17 protein-coding genes are annotated in these 17,014 nt (G+C 38.1%); 9 read left to right on the forward strand and 8 right to left on the reverse strand.

Annotation, left to right across the window (positions count from 1 at the left end):
• Positions 1-6: 6 nt before the first annotated feature.
• The 3 genes from ABD917_RS06640 to ABD917_RS06650 all read right to left on the reverse strand — a co-directional run bounded on the left by ABD917_RS06640 (position 7) and on the right by ABD917_RS06650 (position 2,718).
• Complete coding sequence (locus ABD917_RS06640; RefSeq protein ID WP_345119318.1) at positions 7-816, reverse strand: TIGR02186 family protein; 810 nt, start codon at positions 814-816, stop codon at positions 7-9.
• Between the two features lie 2 nt (positions 817-818).
• A complete protein-coding gene (locus ABD917_RS06645) occupies positions 819-1,739 on the reverse strand; it encodes a sulfite exporter TauE/SafE family protein (protein WP_345119319.1) in 921 nt (306 codons plus the stop codon).
• 166 nt (positions 1,740-1,905) lie between these two features.
• Positions 1,906-2,718 (reverse strand): hypothetical protein, encoded by an 813-nt coding sequence (locus tag ABD917_RS06650; RefSeq protein WP_345119320.1) that lies wholly within the window; start codon positions 2,716-2,718, stop codon positions 1,906-1,908.
• A gap of 549 nt (positions 2,719-3,267) precedes the next feature.
• Between ABD917_RS06650 and ABD917_RS06655 the strand changes: the two genes are divergently transcribed.
• Genes ABD917_RS06655 through ABD917_RS06670 form a run of 4 tightly spaced genes read left to right on the forward strand, consistent with a single transcriptional unit; the run spans position 3,268 to position 6,806 of the window.
• Positions 3,268-4,014: an electron transfer flavoprotein subunit beta/FixA family protein gene (locus ABD917_RS06655; RefSeq protein ID WP_345119321.1), complete on the forward strand. Its 747-nt coding sequence runs from the start codon at positions 3,268-3,270 to the stop codon at positions 4,012-4,014.
• 51 nt (positions 4,015-4,065) lie between these two features.
• Positions 4,066-4,986, forward strand: a complete 921-nt coding sequence (locus ABD917_RS06660) for an electron transfer flavoprotein subunit alpha/FixB family protein (protein WP_345119322.1) — start codon at positions 4,066-4,068, stop codon at positions 4,984-4,986.
• 3 nt (positions 4,987-4,989) lie between these two features.
• Positions 4,990-5,148 carry a hypothetical protein gene (locus ABD917_RS06665; RefSeq protein ID WP_345119323.1) on the forward strand — a complete coding sequence of 53 codons (159 nt, stop codon included), beginning with the start codon at positions 4,990-4,992 and terminating at the stop codon, positions 5,146-5,148.
• On the forward strand, positions 5,145-6,806 hold the full coding sequence (locus ABD917_RS06670) for an electron transfer flavoprotein-ubiquinone oxidoreductase (protein WP_345119324.1): 1,662 nt from the start codon (positions 5,145-5,147) through the stop codon (positions 6,804-6,806). The genes ABD917_RS06665 and ABD917_RS06670 overlap by 4 nt, the downstream gene beginning before the upstream one ends.
• Positions 6,807-7,699: 893 nt before the next feature.
• Here the strand turns inward: ABD917_RS06670 and ABD917_RS06675 are convergent.
• The 5 genes from ABD917_RS06675 to ABD917_RS06695 all read right to left on the reverse strand — a co-directional run bounded on the left by ABD917_RS06675 (position 7,700) and on the right by ABD917_RS06695 (position 12,032).
• A complete protein-coding gene (locus tag ABD917_RS06675) occupies positions 7,700-8,491 on the reverse strand; it encodes a pyrroline-5-carboxylate reductase (protein WP_345119325.1) in 792 nt (263 codons plus the stop codon).
• A 55-nt stretch (positions 8,492-8,546) separates the two neighbouring features.
• Positions 8,547-8,792 (reverse strand): hypothetical protein, encoded by a 246-nt coding sequence (locus ABD917_RS06680; protein WP_345119326.1) that lies wholly within the window; start codon positions 8,790-8,792, stop codon positions 8,547-8,549.
• Between the two features lie 112 nt (positions 8,793-8,904).
• Entirely contained in the window at positions 8,905-9,273 is a 369-nt protein-coding gene (locus ABD917_RS06685; protein ID WP_345119340.1) for a YraN family protein, read from the reverse strand.
• A gap of 16 nt (positions 9,274-9,289) precedes the next feature.
• On the reverse strand, positions 9,290-10,177 hold the full coding sequence (gene rsmI, locus ABD917_RS06690; protein WP_345119327.1) for a 16S rRNA (cytidine(1402)-2'-O)-methyltransferase: 888 nt from the start codon (positions 10,175-10,177) through the stop codon (positions 9,290-9,292).
• Positions 10,178-10,937: 760 nt separating this feature from the next.
• Entirely contained in the window at positions 10,938-12,032 is a 1,095-nt protein-coding gene (locus tag ABD917_RS06695) for an Mrp/NBP35 family ATP-binding protein (RefSeq protein WP_345119329.1), read from the reverse strand.
• Positions 12,033-12,634: 602 nt separating this feature from the next.
• Here ABD917_RS06695 and rpmH point away from each other — a divergent pair.
• From rpmH to ABD917_RS06720, 5 genes are all read left to right on the forward strand, one after another.
• Positions 12,635-12,769, forward strand: a complete 135-nt coding sequence (gene rpmH / locus ABD917_RS06700; protein WP_005864709.1) for a 50S ribosomal protein L34 — start codon at positions 12,635-12,637, stop codon at positions 12,767-12,769.
• A gap of 117 nt (positions 12,770-12,886) precedes the next feature.
• A complete protein-coding gene (gene rnpA, locus ABD917_RS06705) occupies positions 12,887-13,279 on the forward strand; it encodes a ribonuclease P protein component (RefSeq protein ID WP_345119330.1) in 393 nt (130 codons plus the stop codon).
• Positions 13,269-15,107 (forward strand): membrane protein insertase YidC, encoded by a 1,839-nt coding sequence (yidC, locus tag ABD917_RS06710; RefSeq protein ID WP_345119331.1) that lies wholly within the window; start codon positions 13,269-13,271, stop codon positions 15,105-15,107. The genes rnpA and yidC overlap by 11 nt, the downstream gene beginning before the upstream one ends.
• Complete coding sequence (yihA, locus tag ABD917_RS06715) at positions 15,104-15,751, forward strand: ribosome biogenesis GTP-binding protein YihA/YsxC (protein WP_345119332.1); 648 nt, start codon at positions 15,104-15,106, stop codon at positions 15,749-15,751. Before yidC ends, yihA begins: the two co-directional genes overlap by 4 nt.
• 138 nt (positions 15,752-15,889) lie before the next feature.
• Positions 15,890-16,582: a glutathione S-transferase family protein gene (locus tag ABD917_RS06720; RefSeq protein WP_345119333.1), complete on the forward strand. Its 693-nt coding sequence runs from the start codon at positions 15,890-15,892 to the stop codon at positions 16,580-16,582.
• The last annotated feature ends 432 nt before the right edge of the window (positions 16,583-17,014 follow it).

Consider the following 17,014-nt stretch of genomic DNA (forward strand, 5'->3'; position numbering starts at 1 on the left):
CCTTCTCTAGTCTTTTCGAAAAATCAAGCGGCACAAAAAGCCTGTACTAATAGCCACAATCACTGCAAAAATACCATAGAGCAAGCTATGCTTGTGCGCTGCATGAAAAACTGTATAAGTGATTTGTGCTTTAACGATTTCAAGAGTTGTCGTTGTACTATCAATAAATTGCCCATTGCGAAAAAGGTAAGCACGCACCTGATAATGTCCAACAGGCGTATTAGCTGGCAAACGAAAGTGTGCTGTAAAAAGTGCCCCTGAACCAAAACGAACGCCTCCTACCTCCTCATGATAAAGATTTTTATCTTTTTGCAATTTTATCAACTCATCACGAAAAATTTGTATTTTCTTTTCATCTTGTTCATCTGTCGACAGTAATAAAGAGGATAACCCAAGCCTCAAACGCTTATAATCTTCAACACTCGTAATATCATCAATCTCACGCGTTGTGACCATAGAATAAAAGAGAGGAACATTTTTAAAAACAAGGGAATCTGCGTTAACCCAAACCCCAGCATTACGTTTTTTTTCTCGCATAACCATTGGCCGAGCTGGTCCCTCCAAGCTCACAATAATGTCATAAAGATTTTGACGAGAATATAACGGATCAGTATTTTCCAAAACACCGGCAATATAAAGATCACGACCATCAAAATGTGCATCAACCGTAATCCTATTCGTTGTTACAATGACTTGGATAGCTTCATGATCAATGGGATCAATATACGCAGCTTTTGCGCCAACATGTGCCCATGCAGAAAAAGAAGAGACACAAAAGCAACCTGTAATGATGCCTAAAGAAAACAATCTACCCATTTTTATCTCATTAAAATATCCAGAGAGAAAAGATTATCAGGGCGTATAAATAATTGGAATGCAAGACGCATACATACAATCAACACCAAAAATGCAAGAGCCATACGCAACTGTTCAGCCTTTAACTTTCGTCCAACCCGCGTTCCATATTGCGCCCCAATACTGCCGCCAAGCATCAACAAAAAAGCTAACACGATATCAACAGACTGATTGGTCATACTTTGCAAAACTGTAGTAAAAGAAGACACAAATGTGATCTGAAAAAGTGATGTTCCAATCACCACGCTGGTTGGGACACGTAGCAGATAAATCAGTGCTGGTATCATAAAAAATCCCCCACCAATTCCCATAATAGAGGACAGTAAGCCAACAATGAGACCAATTGCTAAAACTGGAATAATACTCACATAGATCATAGATGTGCGAAAACGCATTTTTAATGGCAATCGATGGATCCAATTATGTTTACCAGCAAGGCGCATATTAACTTTTTGTTCCTGACGCTGACGCACCATATCGCGCCAGCTTTCAATAATCATCAAACTCCCAATACTGCCAAGAAGGACCACATAAAGCAGTGAAATCATAAGATCTAATTGTCCCAACTTTTTCAAAACAGAAAAAATCTGAATCCCAATTACAGAGCCAATACCCCCACCAATTGCCAAAAGAATACCAAGTTTGATATCAAGGGTGCGTCTTCTAAAATGTGTAATCGCCCCCGTTACAGATGATGCAATCATCTGATTAGCACCTGTTCCAACAGCGATAGCAGGAGGAACATTATAAAAAATCAATAACGGCGTGATAAGAAAACCACCGCCAATGCCAAAAAGACCTGAAAAAAAACCAGCAACGACTCCCATACTAATTAAGATCAGCATGTTAAGTGACATTTCAGCAATTGGTAAATAAATACTCACTTACAAAACCTTCAAGATAATTTAACTTTTTAGATAATTCGAAAGCTCCTTTCCAATAAGCCCCTCTTCTCCAATAGTTTTTATCGTGTATTTAAAAAGATCATTTTAAATTGCACACATGTTTTCAGAAAATCACAAATGCGCAATATATCTCATAGCACTTAACCTAATAAAAACTAAAAAAAACAGCTCCTTTTAAAAGCCCATAAAAACATAACGTTATCGCTGTCACAAATGCAATGATTAAAAAACACCCAAAAACTTTTTTAAAAGAAGGAAAGAAAGTTTTCTGAGGTTTCATATTTAAGGAAGGCACGCAACCATCCTCGACGCAACGATCAACTGCTTGAACGTCAGAAGAGTATCTTTCAGGTCTAGTAGAATGCCCTACAAGCTCCTTACCCTCTTTTGAAAAAGGTACTATAGTATCATTTGTCAAAAAGTTTTTAGTCCCTTTTTGTAAGGCATTTTCAAAACTTGTTTGGCTTGCAGTTAGGTTGTTTTGTTTTAAACAGCTTAATGTCTCTTGGCGCAACGAGCGTTCTTGCTTCCCTTCATCTACCATATCAGCAAGCTTTTGCACAACAGAATCAAGCGATTTTGAACGTACCATACGCCGTGTCACCATTGCTTCTTCTAAGCTTTTCTTTTCGTTCTGCAAACTTTGAACAAGTGTTTTAATCTGCTCTAAATACTCAAAAAGCTTTTTTTCTTTTTGGCGGCGGATATAATGCTCAGCCAAAATTGCTCTACTAATATCATCCAAGTAAGATTTTAAACCTTCTTCTACAAAACTTCGCGATGTTACTGGATGAGAAGAATGTTTCATCTGCATTTGAGCATAAACAGAGCGTAAATTTTTAGCAATGTCCGACATAGTGACTTCAGTAGACCTATCCATCTTTTCTTTTTGCTCCACAACAAAAAAGGAAGGATTATCTTTCTTCACCTGCTTTATAGTCTGACTCTTCGTATTCAAAATACGCTACCCCTCATGATGTCTATAAACACTACGCTTTACATTTTTTGCAAAGAATCGCACAAATAAAAAGAAATTATGCTCCATTTTGGTAAATAGAGCTTTAAGAACTTGCGCAAATATCCCAATAAGTGATCTTAAATGTACCTATTCTCAAGATTTAAATTGATAAGTTTTCCCCTATTTTTCTTTTTGACGCTTTTTGCCATTTTGCTCCACAACGAACAAAAATGCATATTTTCATTTTATTATTCTGAGATCACTTAATCATTCTCTATCCCTTTTATTTTAAATTCTCTTTAAACTATCACAAAGACATTTTCTTAAAATAAAAACATACTGTTTTTACTTTTTATTCAAATGAATGTGACAATTATGAAACTGCATAAAAATAAAAAAGAGATGAGTAACAGTGATAAAAAAAGAAACAACTTTAAGCAAATACATACATTGAAGAAAAATAATTATAAGTGAGATTTCATTCTAAACAATTTGGTTTCTTATCATTATTGCTATAAACTTGTAATCACACAAACGAAGAGGATCACCATGAAAATAATTGTCGCTGTCAAACGTGTTGTGGATTATAACATCAAGATACGCGTCAAACCCGATGGTACAGGCGTTGATCTATCCCATGTCAAGATGTCCATGAACCCTTTTGACGAAATCGCTGTAGAAGAAGCAATCCGCCAAAAAGAAACTGGGAACGTTTCAGAAGTTGTTCTTGTTTCAATTGGACCAGAAGCCGCACAAGAAACTTTGCGAACAGGACTTGCAATGGGTGCGGACCGTGCACTCCTTGTCATGACAGAACAAACTCTTGAACCCTTAGCAATTGCTAAGATTCTTAAAGTCATTGTTGATGAGGAAAAACCAGATATGGTCTTTTTGGGAAAACAAGCCATTGATGACGATAGCAATCAAACCGGACAAATGCTAGCAGCTCTTCTTGGTTGGGGACAGGCAACTTTTGCCTCAAGCTTAAACGTAGAAAATGGGCATGCAACTGTTATCCGTGAAGTAGATGACGGTACCCAAACGCTTTCTCTCCCCCTCCCCATAGTCCTGACAGCTGATCTACGCTTAAACGAACCACGTTACACCTCTCTACCCAATATTATGAAAGCAAAAAAGAAACCCATTGAAAAGAAAACACTTTCTGACCTTAGCATCGATACGCAGACGCGCTTAACAGTTCTAAGCGTTGAAGAGCCTAAACCCCGCCAATCAGGTATCAGAGTGGCAAATGTAGCAGAACTGGTCAATGCACTAAAACAAACAAATCGCATTTAATAGTGATAACCAATAAATTTTAAAATACACTGTATAAAAGGGCAAAAACTTATGGCAATTCTTTTATTAGCCGAACATAATACAGAAGAAACTGCAAAAGCACTCACTGCCGCTCGAGCAATCAGCGATAATATTGATATTTTGGTTTGTGGAACACAGGTCCAAGACATTGCCCAAAACAGTGCCAAACTCGTTGGTGTGCGACAAGTTCTTATCGCTGAAGCTGATTATTTAGCCCATCAACTTGCTGAACCTATAGCAAATACCATTGTCGAATATGCGAAAGATTATGATGTGATCATGGCTGCCTCTACCAGCACCGGCAAAAATATCATGCCGCGCGTAGCTGCTCTTCTTGACGTTATGCAAATTTCAGACATTATTGCAGTTCTTGCACAAGACACTTTCAAACGGCCCATTTATGCAGGAAATGCACTTGAAACTGTACGCACCAATGATCACCAAAAGGTTATAACTGTTCGTACAGCCTCTTTCACACCAGCTCCTTTCCAAAATAATACTGCTCCCATTAAGACAATAACACCAGCCCCCAATCCAAACCTTTCCTCTTTCATAGAAGCTGCAACCAATAAAAGCAACCGTCCTGATCTTACCTCAGCACGTGTTATTATATCAGGCGGGCGCGGACTCGGTTCACAAGAACAATTTATGGCACTCCTTCTCCCCCTTGCCAATAAGCTAGAAGCAGCTTTAGGTGCTAGCCGTGCAGCAGTTGACGCTGGCTATGCCCCTAATGATTGGCAAATTGGGCAAACAGGAAAAGTCGTTGCTCCAGAACTCTATATAGCTGTTGGCATTTCCGGTGCAATCCAACATTTAGCAGGTATAATGGATGCACAAGTTATTGTTGCCATTAATAAAGATGCAGAAGCTCCCATCATGCAAATTGCTGATTATGCCCTTGTCGGTGATCTTCATCAAATTATTCCAGAGTTGGAGAAAGCTTTATAAGCCATGAATGTACCTTTGCATCATCAACGTGAAAGTATAGAATTTGACAGTGTGATTGTTGGAGCAGGAGCAGCAGGACTTTTCTCCATAAAAATTACCCAATATGTGCAGCTAATCCGCACAAAATTATACCAAAACTGGAGAAAGCTTTATAAGCCATGAATGTGCCTTTGCATCATCAACGTGAAAGCATGGAATTTGACATCGTGATTGTTGGAGCCGGACCTGCAGGACTTTCTGCTGCCATTCGTCTAAAACAGATCAACCCAAAACTTTCTGTGACAATCGTTGAAAAAGGCACAGAAGTTGGTGCCCATATTCTTTCTGGTGCCGTTGTTGATCCCATCGGTATTGATACTCTCTTACCAGAATGGAGAAATGAACACGATCATCCCTTTAAAACGCCTGTTAAACGTGATCAGTTTTTTTTTCTAAAGCCAACACAAGCTACATTATTTCCCAATATTTTTCTCCCCAAAATCTTATCAAATGATGGGTGCTATATTGTTTCACTTGGGAGTGTTTGTCGTTGGCTAAGCAAAAAAGCCGAAGCACTTGGTGTTGAAATCTATCCTGGTTTTGCCGTATCACAAACCATAGAGAATGATAATGGCGCTATCATTGGCGTTCTCACAGGAGATATGGGATTAAATAAGGACGGGACTCCTGGGAAAAATTATATGCCTGGTATGGCTTTATTAGCAAAATATACTCTGATTGCAGAAGGGGCACGTGGTTCCCTTGCAAAACAGCTGATACAGAAATTTGATCTGAGCAAAAACCGTGAACCACAAAAGTTTGGTCTCGGTCTCAAAGAGCTTTGGGCAGTTGAACCTCAAAAACATAAACCTGGTTTAGTACAGCATTTTGCCGGTTGGCCCTTAGAAAATGACACTGGTGGCGGTGGTTTTCTTTATCACCAAGAAAACAATTTAATTTCTGTCGGTTTTGTTGTGCACTTAGATTATAAAAATCCTTATCTTTCCCCTTTTGAAGAGTTTCAACGTTTTAAAACACATCCCAAACTCTATGAAATTTTCAAAGGTGCAAAACGCCTTTCCTATGGAGCACGCGTCATCAGCGAAGGTGGCTGGCAATCTGTACCAAAACTGACCTTTCTAGGTGGAGCACTTATTGGCTGTTCTGCTGGTTTTGTCAATGTCCCTCGTATTAAAGGATCACACAATGCCATCTTATCTGGCATCTTAGCAGCCGATAAAATCGCGGTAGCTCTGGCAAAAGGTCGCGCTCATGATGAAGTCAAAGAAATCGAAGAGGATTGGCGCAAAGGTCCCATTGGCAAAGATCTTTATAAAGTGCGCAATGCCAAACCACTCTGGACAAAGTATGGTACAAAATATGGCATCAGGATTGCCGGTTTTGATATATGGTGGCAAAATCTGTTCGGGTTTTCCTTATTTAAAACGCTCTCCCACGCAAAAGCAGATTATGCCTGTCTTGAACCAGCAGAAAATTTTCAACCCATTGCTTATCCAAAACCAGATGGAGTTGTAACCTTTGATCGCCTTTCCAGTGTTGCACTTTCAAATACGCATCATGAAGAAAATCAACCTTGCCATTTACAAATAGCCTCATTAGCAAAACAAAAAGACTCTGAATATAAAATCTATGGAGGACCTTCTACCCGCTATTGCCCTGCTGCTGTCTATGAATGGGTAGAGAATAATGATCAACAAGCTTATGTTATCAACGCTCCAAACTGTATACATTGTAAAACCTGCGATATAAAAGACCCCAATCAAAATATCAATTGGACCTGCCCACAAGGCAATGAGGGACCGCTTTATCTCAATATGTAATCATTATCATTTTACTAACATAAAAATCAAAGAATGTGGTCCATAAGGCGACTCCTCCTATGCCCCCACTCAATAGCTTTCATGCATATGCTTGTTTACCATGCGAATCTATTCTATCCCCCCTCCCATACTAGTATATTTTCACACCCCCATCACTTTTGTCATTAGAAAAATAACATACTGTTATTAAAAACTTTTTATTTATAAATAACAAAACAATGACTAAGGTATTTTAACCATTTTGGCTGAAAAGAAGTAAACCATCGTCCTTCTTCACTCTCTTTTTAATTTAAGCTTGACGATCTTCAAACACATCCACAACAAGATCTGTTAAGGAAATTGCGCAACACTTCACATTCTTGCGTTTTTTCTTCATAAAACATCACACGCTCCTACAATACTTATTCATAGAGCTATTTTAACAAACATCCCAATAAGATCCCAAACCCATTTCACAACGCTCCCCATAAAATAGAACGCAAGCCCCATTAGCAATGATTATCTTTATGAAAATACAAACCAGCAGCAGTATAACCTTTTACCAATTCAAAATGTCGCATCTACCCTTTGTATTTGAAAGCATTCATGAGAAACATATCCTTCCTCTCCTTAAACGATTTATCCATACGCTCTTCCCTCTTATAATCGTATAAGAAAGGATTTTTTATTTCAAAATAAGAGAAAAGAAGTTTTTGTATTCAGTATTGCTATGCAATCTGCAAACAATAAACTATCTTCATAAATCAATTTATTCATTTAGAAAAATTCTGAATATTAATCTATTTGTCACTTAAATATATAGAGCAGACAATTTTATAGATCTGTGTTTATGAAAAATAAACCAACGCACCAATAACCACTCTCATGAAGATTAAAAATCCTAATTCAGCCCTCTAATGCGTAAAAGGCGTATTTATTTTTTGCAAAGTAGTCTCAAGAGCCGTTATTAAAGCGTTTCCTCCCCCTTGGCGAGAAAAACAGTTTGACAAAAGCTCATTTGTTCCCCCCTTTGTTGAAAACTCTTTCTCGAGGAGTGCAAAATCAAAAGGTGTAGAATAATTCTCAGCCATAATCTTGCGCATTTCATCGGTAAGATTTCCAAACATCATAGAAAGGAAGTCTGCTGACTGCTGTTTTTTTAACCCCTGTGTCACAAACCATTGATGTGCTATTTGTATAAAATTAAAATAAACTCCCATAAGTGAACCAGCAGTCATAAAAAGATTAAACTGCTCTTCCCCATCCAAAACCAATGTGCCACCCAAAGCATCAAATAAGCTTCGTAAAAATGGGTGATCAGGATAAATTGGCGTCAAATTTTTACATTCTGCCACAAAAGGAAGTGGAACAGCACGATAAACTTTATGGTTTATCCATGCTTCAACATCTGCTGCTTTTGCCATCGCAAGCACAGAAACCACAAGCTGTTCAGGACGAAAACGAAGAGAACACAAAACCTCTTCTGCAATTTGGTTGGGAAGACAAAGAAAAACACAATCACTAGCATCCACTAATGCTTGATTGTTTTCAGCAATAATAACCTTATCATAATTGTGTGAAAGGCGTTCTGCCATTTGTGCATTGCGAGGTGAAAGGATAACAGAAGCAACATCAAAAGCGCTCATCATTAAACCATCGACCATGGAAGCGCTAATTTTACCTGTTCCAAGGAAGCCAATTTTCATTTCTACTCCTCGTACACATCATTTCACAGAAAACTAAAGCCAACGCCTTAGCATTTTAACTCACATAAACACTAATTGAGGACGCAACACAGAGCATAGCAAGAACAATCAAGACCAAATAGACTTTGGGTTTATCAAAAAGAACAGCAAAAGCAGAAAACCAACCAATGATAGCAGCCGCTAAGGCAAACAAAAAACCGGGCTTATTCATAAGCATAATATGAACCGCCATTAAACCACCTATAATCAGCGCCCCAAAAACAATCAACAAGCCCGTTGCAAACTTTTCATAATCATCCATATTTCGCTCCTCATAGTGCTCAAATGTTACCCATTTTTCTCATTCATGTGTACATGTGTATATGAAAACAAAAGCTCTTTCACTTAGCATGGTTAAAACAATATAGAAACTCTTATTTATCAGATGTAAAAAATGCTGGAATATGCTTCGGCCAACACCACGGCAAAATTGCAATCAGATCGAAGCGTAAACATAAAAGAGCACGATCTTTTTGTCGTGCCAACCAAATATCGGCTGCTGCCTCAATTCGCTTTTCATTCACCCGTGAAACCGCAACCATTGCTTCAGCTAATGTTGGGCGTGCTTTTACTTCAACAATGAGTACAAGATTGCCACGCCGTGCAATTAAATCAATTTCACCATATTTTGTTTTAAAACGCATTTCAGCAATGTGAAAACCTTTGAGTCGCAACCACCAAGCTGCCCATTTTTCTGCACGAAGACCTCGATAGAAAGACTTTTGCCTACGCTTTTTTTGTATCGTTTTCTCCATTGCTTTACGTATCTTTTAAAAAATTTAATCGCTGAAAAAGTTCTTGTTTTTTTAAACCCGTTCTCTTTGCCACCAAAGCAGCTACCTTCGCAGCAGAATGCGCCCCAGACAATTCTAATAACATTGCATCAACTTCTTGCTCACTCATCACTGCCAAAGAAGAAAGTGCCTGCCCAACAAGCACAACAATTTCCCCACGAATATGCGTTTGTTTGCTGTAATTTTCTAACAAATTTCCTAAATTAGAAACATCCACCGTTTCAAATTTTTTTGTTAATTCACGACAGATTGCCGCGGGATGATCTGCTGAAAAAAGAGCAACCATATCCTGTAAAGTCTCAATAAGACGATGGGGAGATTCATAAAAAACCAACGTTGCAGGAATGGCTTTTAATTGTTCCAAACGCTTTTGGCGTTGCGTCTTGCGTGCACTTAAAAAACCTGCAAAGAAAAAACTATCGGTAGGAAGCCCCGTCGCGACAAGAGCTGCTAAAAGAGCTGATGCACCAGGAATTGGAATAGTTTTATGACCCGCTTTGCGTGCTTCTTCCACCAATCGAAATCCTGGATCAGAAATTAGCGGTGTCCCAGCATCTGATACAAGCGCCACACTTTTCTTTTCTGCCAAAGCTTTCAGTAACTTTGGTCCTGCCTTTTGTGCATTATATTCATGATAAAGAAAGGTTTTTTTTTCAATACCGTAGCGTTCCAATAAAACACGCGTCACACGCGTATCCTCACAAGCAAGAATATCAACTCCTGCAAGCACTTGCAAAGCACGAAGAGTGATATCGGCAAGATTTCCGATAGGCGTTGCCACAAGATAAAGTGCTGGTTCTAAAACAGGCGCAGAATAGGCATGCCCACTTATAAAATATGTTTTTTCACCCATACCATTCTTTCATAGCCAAATAATCTCTCTTCATCGGCTTTTATTAAAATCTTTCTTCGGTATCATTTATTTCTGCCAATTTTTGCTATCGCAAAAAACAACCATTTTAATAATCATTTATGCTATAATGGAATTTCTTCCTTTAGCATTTATACTTTGGTGAAGTGTTATAATACATTCGGATTACCATGATTACTCTCAGTAGAATGAATGCTCAATTCTAACAAACCATATTAACCCCAATATTTTTTACATAAAACCTTCATTTCAAGAAAATAATTTCAGCCATTTCCACATCAAATGCCTACTTCCCCCTGTTAAAAATTAAGTTTTCTAAATGACTAAACCCGCTTTTTGGGGATTAAGCATATTCATTGCTGTTAAAACATTCCCAAAAGTAAACACAATTCTCCTAGCCGCAGTCCCCCATTGTTTGGGGCAAACCAATGAATGAGACCCTATTACAATATTTCATTTTGTAATATTCAGTTTTCACAACGGCATAAAGAATATCCAACAATTTCATATCGAAAAATACTCTTTTATATCTGAACTAAAATTTTCATCAATTTCGTGCCAGCAGCAAAAATCAACGGATAATTTTAGAAAAACAAACATAATCATCCATTCCACAATCAATTTTTGCTTAATATCCGAAAGATCTCATAGAACAATAAAATGTTTACGTACTCCCATTTTCATAAAAATCGCCCTTATGTTCTAAATTATTGTTTGTTAGTAAACTTTAAAAAACATAAATTTAAGGAAATTTGTCTTTTATTTGCTCCACAATTGCACGATAAATCTTAGCATACGTCTCATCGGGTTTAGCAACAAAGATTGGCACGCCATCATCTGAAGAAGATCGTAAAGCTGCATCAAGCGGCACTTCTGCTAAAAAAGGCACTCCTCGGTGCCTCGCTTCTGCCTGTGCACCACCATAACCAAAAATATCGTAACGTTTCCCCGTATCAGGAGCAATAAAATAACTCATATTCTCAATGAGCCCTAAAATAGCAACATTGACTTTCATGAACATTTCTATCGCTTTACATGCATCAACTAAAGCAAGATCCTGCGGAGTAGAAACAATCAATGCACCCGTTAATTGCACTTGTTGAGCAAGTGTCAATTGTGCATCTCCTGTCCCTGGCGGCATATCCACCACCAAGACATCTAAAGGTCCCCATAAAACATCTCGGAGCAATTGCGTCACCGCCGCCATTACCATGGGACCACGCCATACCACCGGCTTTTCTTCCTCAACCAAAAATCCCATCGACATCAATTTAAGACCAAATTTTTCAAGAGGCTGAATCTTTTTCCCATCAACAAGTTGTGGTTTTTGGTTAACCAATCCTGTCAAACGTGGCAAAGACGGACCATAGATATCTGCATCCATTAAACCAGTTTTAAAACCAGAATCTTGTAAAGCTAAAGCGATATTTATCGCCATTGTCGATTTACCAACCCCTCCCTTTCCAGAAGCAACAGCAATCACATGCCGCACACCTTCTATTGGCGTTTTTACAGGCAATCCTATCGCTCTACGCCTTGATGCAGAAAAAACTGTATTCCTCTGCATCTGAGAAGAAGCCTTCGGTTTTTTTTCTGCCGTAAGGGTGACAACAACAGATTCAACCCCATCCATAGCACACACCACTTCTTCAGCAGCACGGCACACCACTTCCCATTCTTGCACATGTCCATCAGGAACTGTAATGGAAAAAAATACCTTTCCATGAGCAATCAGTATTTCTGAAAGAAGCCCAAGCGACACAATATCACTTTCAGAATTCGGCACTTTGATTTTAGATAACGCGTTACGGATAGCCTCACTTGTTATAGGATTCACATTCTTTCCTCTCTATACAAATGCCCAAAATATAGCAATAAAGACTTAAAACACTTTTAACTTAATTACTTGAAATTTTGCACTTTTTAGAATTATAAACTATAAATATCTCACAGCTTATCTCTTTTAAAATACGAAACCAATCTCAAAGAAAACGCCTGCGTAAAATTTTAAATAAAATTCCATGAAACATGTTTTTCGTACAATCACCTCACGCATTTTACAAGCGCCTTTAAAAACTCAAACGAAGCAAACCTCTTATAAAACAAACACACTACTAATATCATATAATAACAAGTCACGATTCTTTTTACCTTTTTACCAGTATTAACTTGTGGTATAAAAAATAACTGGAGATTGAGGCATTATAAGTCATCATTATTTTCCTTAAATTTGAAACTATTATGAACAAAATACACATCAACCATAGCGTTTTTGATATTTTTAAAGGAAAGAGAAAACAATCTAAGATTGACTTTTCTTATGTTTTTCCTTATGGATGGTCAGTCGTAAGATAGGATAAGACTGTTTATCTAGTGCATAATTGCCATAGAATATTACCGTAAAATTAAGAAGGGCCGCACTCCGCGGTATTTAAATAAATGAAACGTACTTACCAACCATCTAAACTTGTCCGTAAACGCCGTCATGGGTTTCGCGCACGTATGGCAACCGCTGGTGGCCGTAAAGTGATCGCTGCAAGGCGGGCTCGTGGACGTAAACGTCTATCCGCTTAACCATTTAATTTTTCACAACAATTGAGGGTGATCCATCATCTCACCATTGTGAAATTTTCGTTATGAACCTCTAATGCCTGCAAAGCAGGCATTTAGTAAAATTGCGGAACGTTTTTTATGAAGAAAAAACATCCATGCCGCCTTCGCAAGAGAGCAGATTTTTTGGCTGTCCGCACAGGAGAAAAACGACGTGGTCCTTTATTTTTGCTCGAAGTGAAGTCCCATAAACAAACTGCAGAGACAAAAACTCCTCTTGTTGCGCGTGTAGGTTTCACAGTTACGCGCAAAAATGGCAACGCTGTCAAACGCAATCGTATTAAAAGGCGTTTGCGTGAAGCAGTAAGGGTTGGTTTAACAAATAACATGGAAGCAGGAACAGATTACGTTATTGTTGCGCGCCCTAGCGTACTTTATGCGCCTTTTACATCTTTGATCAGTGAATTAAATCGACGAATAAAACCCAAAACACAACATCAGCAACGACAACAGGGATGCACGAATGGAATATAACCGCAATTTCTTTATCGCCATTGGATTGTCTTTCGCAGTGCTTATCGCATGGCAATTTCTTCACGTTGCTCCCAAACAGGCTGAGTTACAAAGGCAACAAATGATTGCTCAGCAATCGTCAAAACAGCAATCAACACTCTCCACTCCTACAACAAATTTTTCTGATGCAGTATCAACGCGTGAATCAACGCACATAATTGATCCGCAAATGACTCCTGAACTGCGAAATGCTGTACTAGCTAAAACAAACCGTATTACTATCAAAACCAATGAACTTGAAGGATCTATTAATCTTGTTGGTGCACAATTTGATGATCTTCTCCTCAAAAAATATCGCCTGACAGTAGATAAAAAATCACCAGAAATTGCTTTACTAAACCCCAAAGGTTTCACAACGACCTATCTTGCTGAATTCGGTTTTACAAGTTCATCTTTACCCGTAGACGCCTTGCCGCAATCTGATACCCAATGGCAAATAGAGGGTAGCAATACCACCCTGACTCCTTCAACACCCGTTACCTTAATTTATAATAATGGACAGGGACAAATCTTCCGTCGTACCCTTTCTGTTGATGATCACTACATGTTTACCATTGAGGACACTATCAGCAATGAAGGGGATAAACCGATATATCTCTCATCCTATGCACGTGTTGCACGTGCAGCTCCACCAGAACATACAAATGCAACCTATTTGCTTCATGAAGGTATGATAGCTATTGCAGGTGATTCACTCAAAACTGAGAAATACAAAGCCTTAGCTGAGCTTGATCCTAATCCTGACAGTGGCAAAAAAAGCATGACTTTCTCTAAAATAACAGGAGGTTGGATTGGTATTACCGATAAATATTGGGCTGTAGCAGTTATTCCACCACAGGATAAAGAATATACAAGTCGCTTTGTTTATTTTGATCATCTACAAACACACTATCAATCTGACTTGCTAGGATCCCTTTTAACGATTGCTCCCAATGAAACAAAAACCATTAAAAATCGTCTTTTTGCTGGTGCAAAACAAGTTGGAATCATTAATCATTATCAAAATGACCTGCAAATTAAGAAGTTTGCACTCTTAATCGATTGGGGTTGGTTTGACTTCATCACCAAACCAATGTTTTCTCTCATTGACATTCTTTATAAGCAAACAAGCAATTTTGGAATCGCTATTCTTCTTGTCACCGTGCTCTTAAAAACGCTTCTTTTCCCACTTGCAAATAAGTCTTACAAATCTATGGCACGCATGAAGCTTGTACAACCTATGTTGTTAGAAATAAAAGAAAAATATCCAGATGACCGAAACAAACAACAACAAGCAATAATAGAGCTCTATAAAACCCAAAAAATTAATCCTCTTGCTGGCTGTTGGCCGATGTTGGTTCAATTTCCAATCTTCTTTGCTCTTTATAAAGTTCTCTATATTACCATCGAAATGCGACATGCACCTTTCTTTGGCTGGATTAAAGATTTAGCAGCGCCAGATCCAACATCTGTTTTTAATCTATTTGGTCTCTTACCCTATACGACTCCAAGCTTTCTTATGATTGGTGCATGGCCTTTGATTATGGGAATAACGATGTTTTTACAAATGCGTATGAATCCATCCCCTCAAGACCAAACACAAGCAATGATCTTTACATGGATGCCGGTTATCTTTACTTTTATGCTCGCCTCCTTCCCTGTTGGTCTTGTCATCTATTGGGCATGGAACAATATATTATCAATAATCCAACAGAGTATCATGATGAAACGCCAAGGGGTAAAAATCGAACTTTTCGATAACCTTAAAGCTATGTGGAAAAAATCACCAAAAAAAGAAGTGCATGAATGACAAGAAATACTTCCCTTTCTGGAATTTTTTCTCACAATTGGATTTTTATTCGTGGTGTACCAGCAATACGCTTTCTTCCCCCTGAAGGACCACCAGAAATCGCCTTTGCAGGACGTTCTAATGTTGGTAAGTCATCTTTAATTAATGCGCTCGTCCAAAAAAAAGGCTTAGCACGTACCTCAAATACACCGGGGCGTACGCAAGAACTGAATTACTTTGTACCTGATGGTTTCAGTGGACAAGGAGAAGATCTTCCCCCTATAGCACTGGTAGATATGCCAGGTTATGGTTTTGCTGAAGCGCCTAAAAATTTGGTTGATGCATGGACAAATTTGATTTTCAGCTATTTACGGGGTCGTACAACACTAAAACGTGTTTATCTGTTGATTGATTCACGCCATGGAATCAAAAAGAATGATGCAGATGTTCTAGATCTTCTTGATAAAGCAGCTGTTTCATATCAAATTGTTTTCACGAAAAGTGATAAAATCAAATCCAGTGATCTTGAAAAATTAGTAATAACTACAAAAACAAAGCTTCTCAAACGTCCAGCAGCTTACCCTGAACTTCTTGTAACATCTTCAGAAAAAGCATTTGGTTTAGAGGAATTACGTACAGCCATTTTACAAACCATCACAATATAGAAGACATTTCTATTTTTAAGAATTTATTAAACATAATCGCGAGCTTCTGCTAATAATCTTGTACTTCTAGTAAAGCATCTTTATAAAATTCTTATTACTTGAAAGAATTCTCATTAACTCTATCTGATACTGTAGATTATGCTGACACTTTTTCACTCTCCTCTTTCTTCTGCTTCCCGTTTTATACGCCTTATTCTTGGAGAATATGGTGTAACCACGCAATTAATTGAAGAACATGAATGGGCCAGAAGACATGAATTTCTTGCACTCAATCCGGCAGGCCATGTGCCCGTTCTTCTTGATGAACATGAAGTTCCATTATCGGGAGCTATTGTTATCTACGAATATTTAGATGAAACGCATGGTAGTTTACGACAAGAGAATAAATTTTTTCCAGAAAATCCTTTAGGTCGTGCTGAAGTACGTCGTCTCAATGACTGGTTTTTAAATAAATTTGAAACTGAAGCCACACGCCATATTGTACGAGAACGGATCTATAAACGTGAAATGCCATTAGCCATTGGCGGTGGTGCTCCCAATTCTCAAATTTTACGCAATGCACGCGCCAATATTCCACCCCATATGAACTATCTTAATTGGCTTTGTGCATCTCGCGACTGGTTAGTTGGTTCTGAATTATCCTATGCGGATCTCGCAGCTGCTGCTTCTGTTTCTGTCCTTGATTTTTTAGGAGAAATCGACTGGGAATCAGTCCCTGCTGCCAAAGACTGGTACATGCGGATTAAGTCGCGACCTTCTTTTCGCTCTCTTCTAGCAGATCGCATCAGGGGAATTGTCGCAAGTCCTCATTATACGGACCTTGATTTTTAAACATCTATAAGCATCTATTTGAATAAAAGTGAAAGCAATATTTTATCTAAAAGATTATACAGCTCTTTATCAATAAAATCCTAGTGTTTTATAGACTTTATTATGATAAGATTGATACACTAAGATGATCACCGTGTGATAACTTGAATGAACACTTAAAATACAAAATATTTTCTCAATTAAGCTCTGTTGGATGATAAATATATGAGTAAAACCATTTCAGGTAAAGATTTTAAGCTTCTGTATTTAAATACAAGAGCTATAGTATTATGAGAGCACGCAAATAAAATAATGATATCGACAGATGTCATTTTCTAAAGGTATTCTTAAAAAAATAATTGCTGAACATCCACGTGATTCACTCTATAAAAAAATAAAAGTGTTTTTTGTCATGCACTTCTATCAACAAGCGATCTTTTCACAAAACTAAAG

Source organism: Bartonella pachyuromydis (genome assembly GCF_039543065.1).
GTDB classification, from domain to species: domain Bacteria; phylum Pseudomonadota; class Alphaproteobacteria; order Rhizobiales; family Rhizobiaceae; genus Bartonella; species Bartonella pachyuromydis.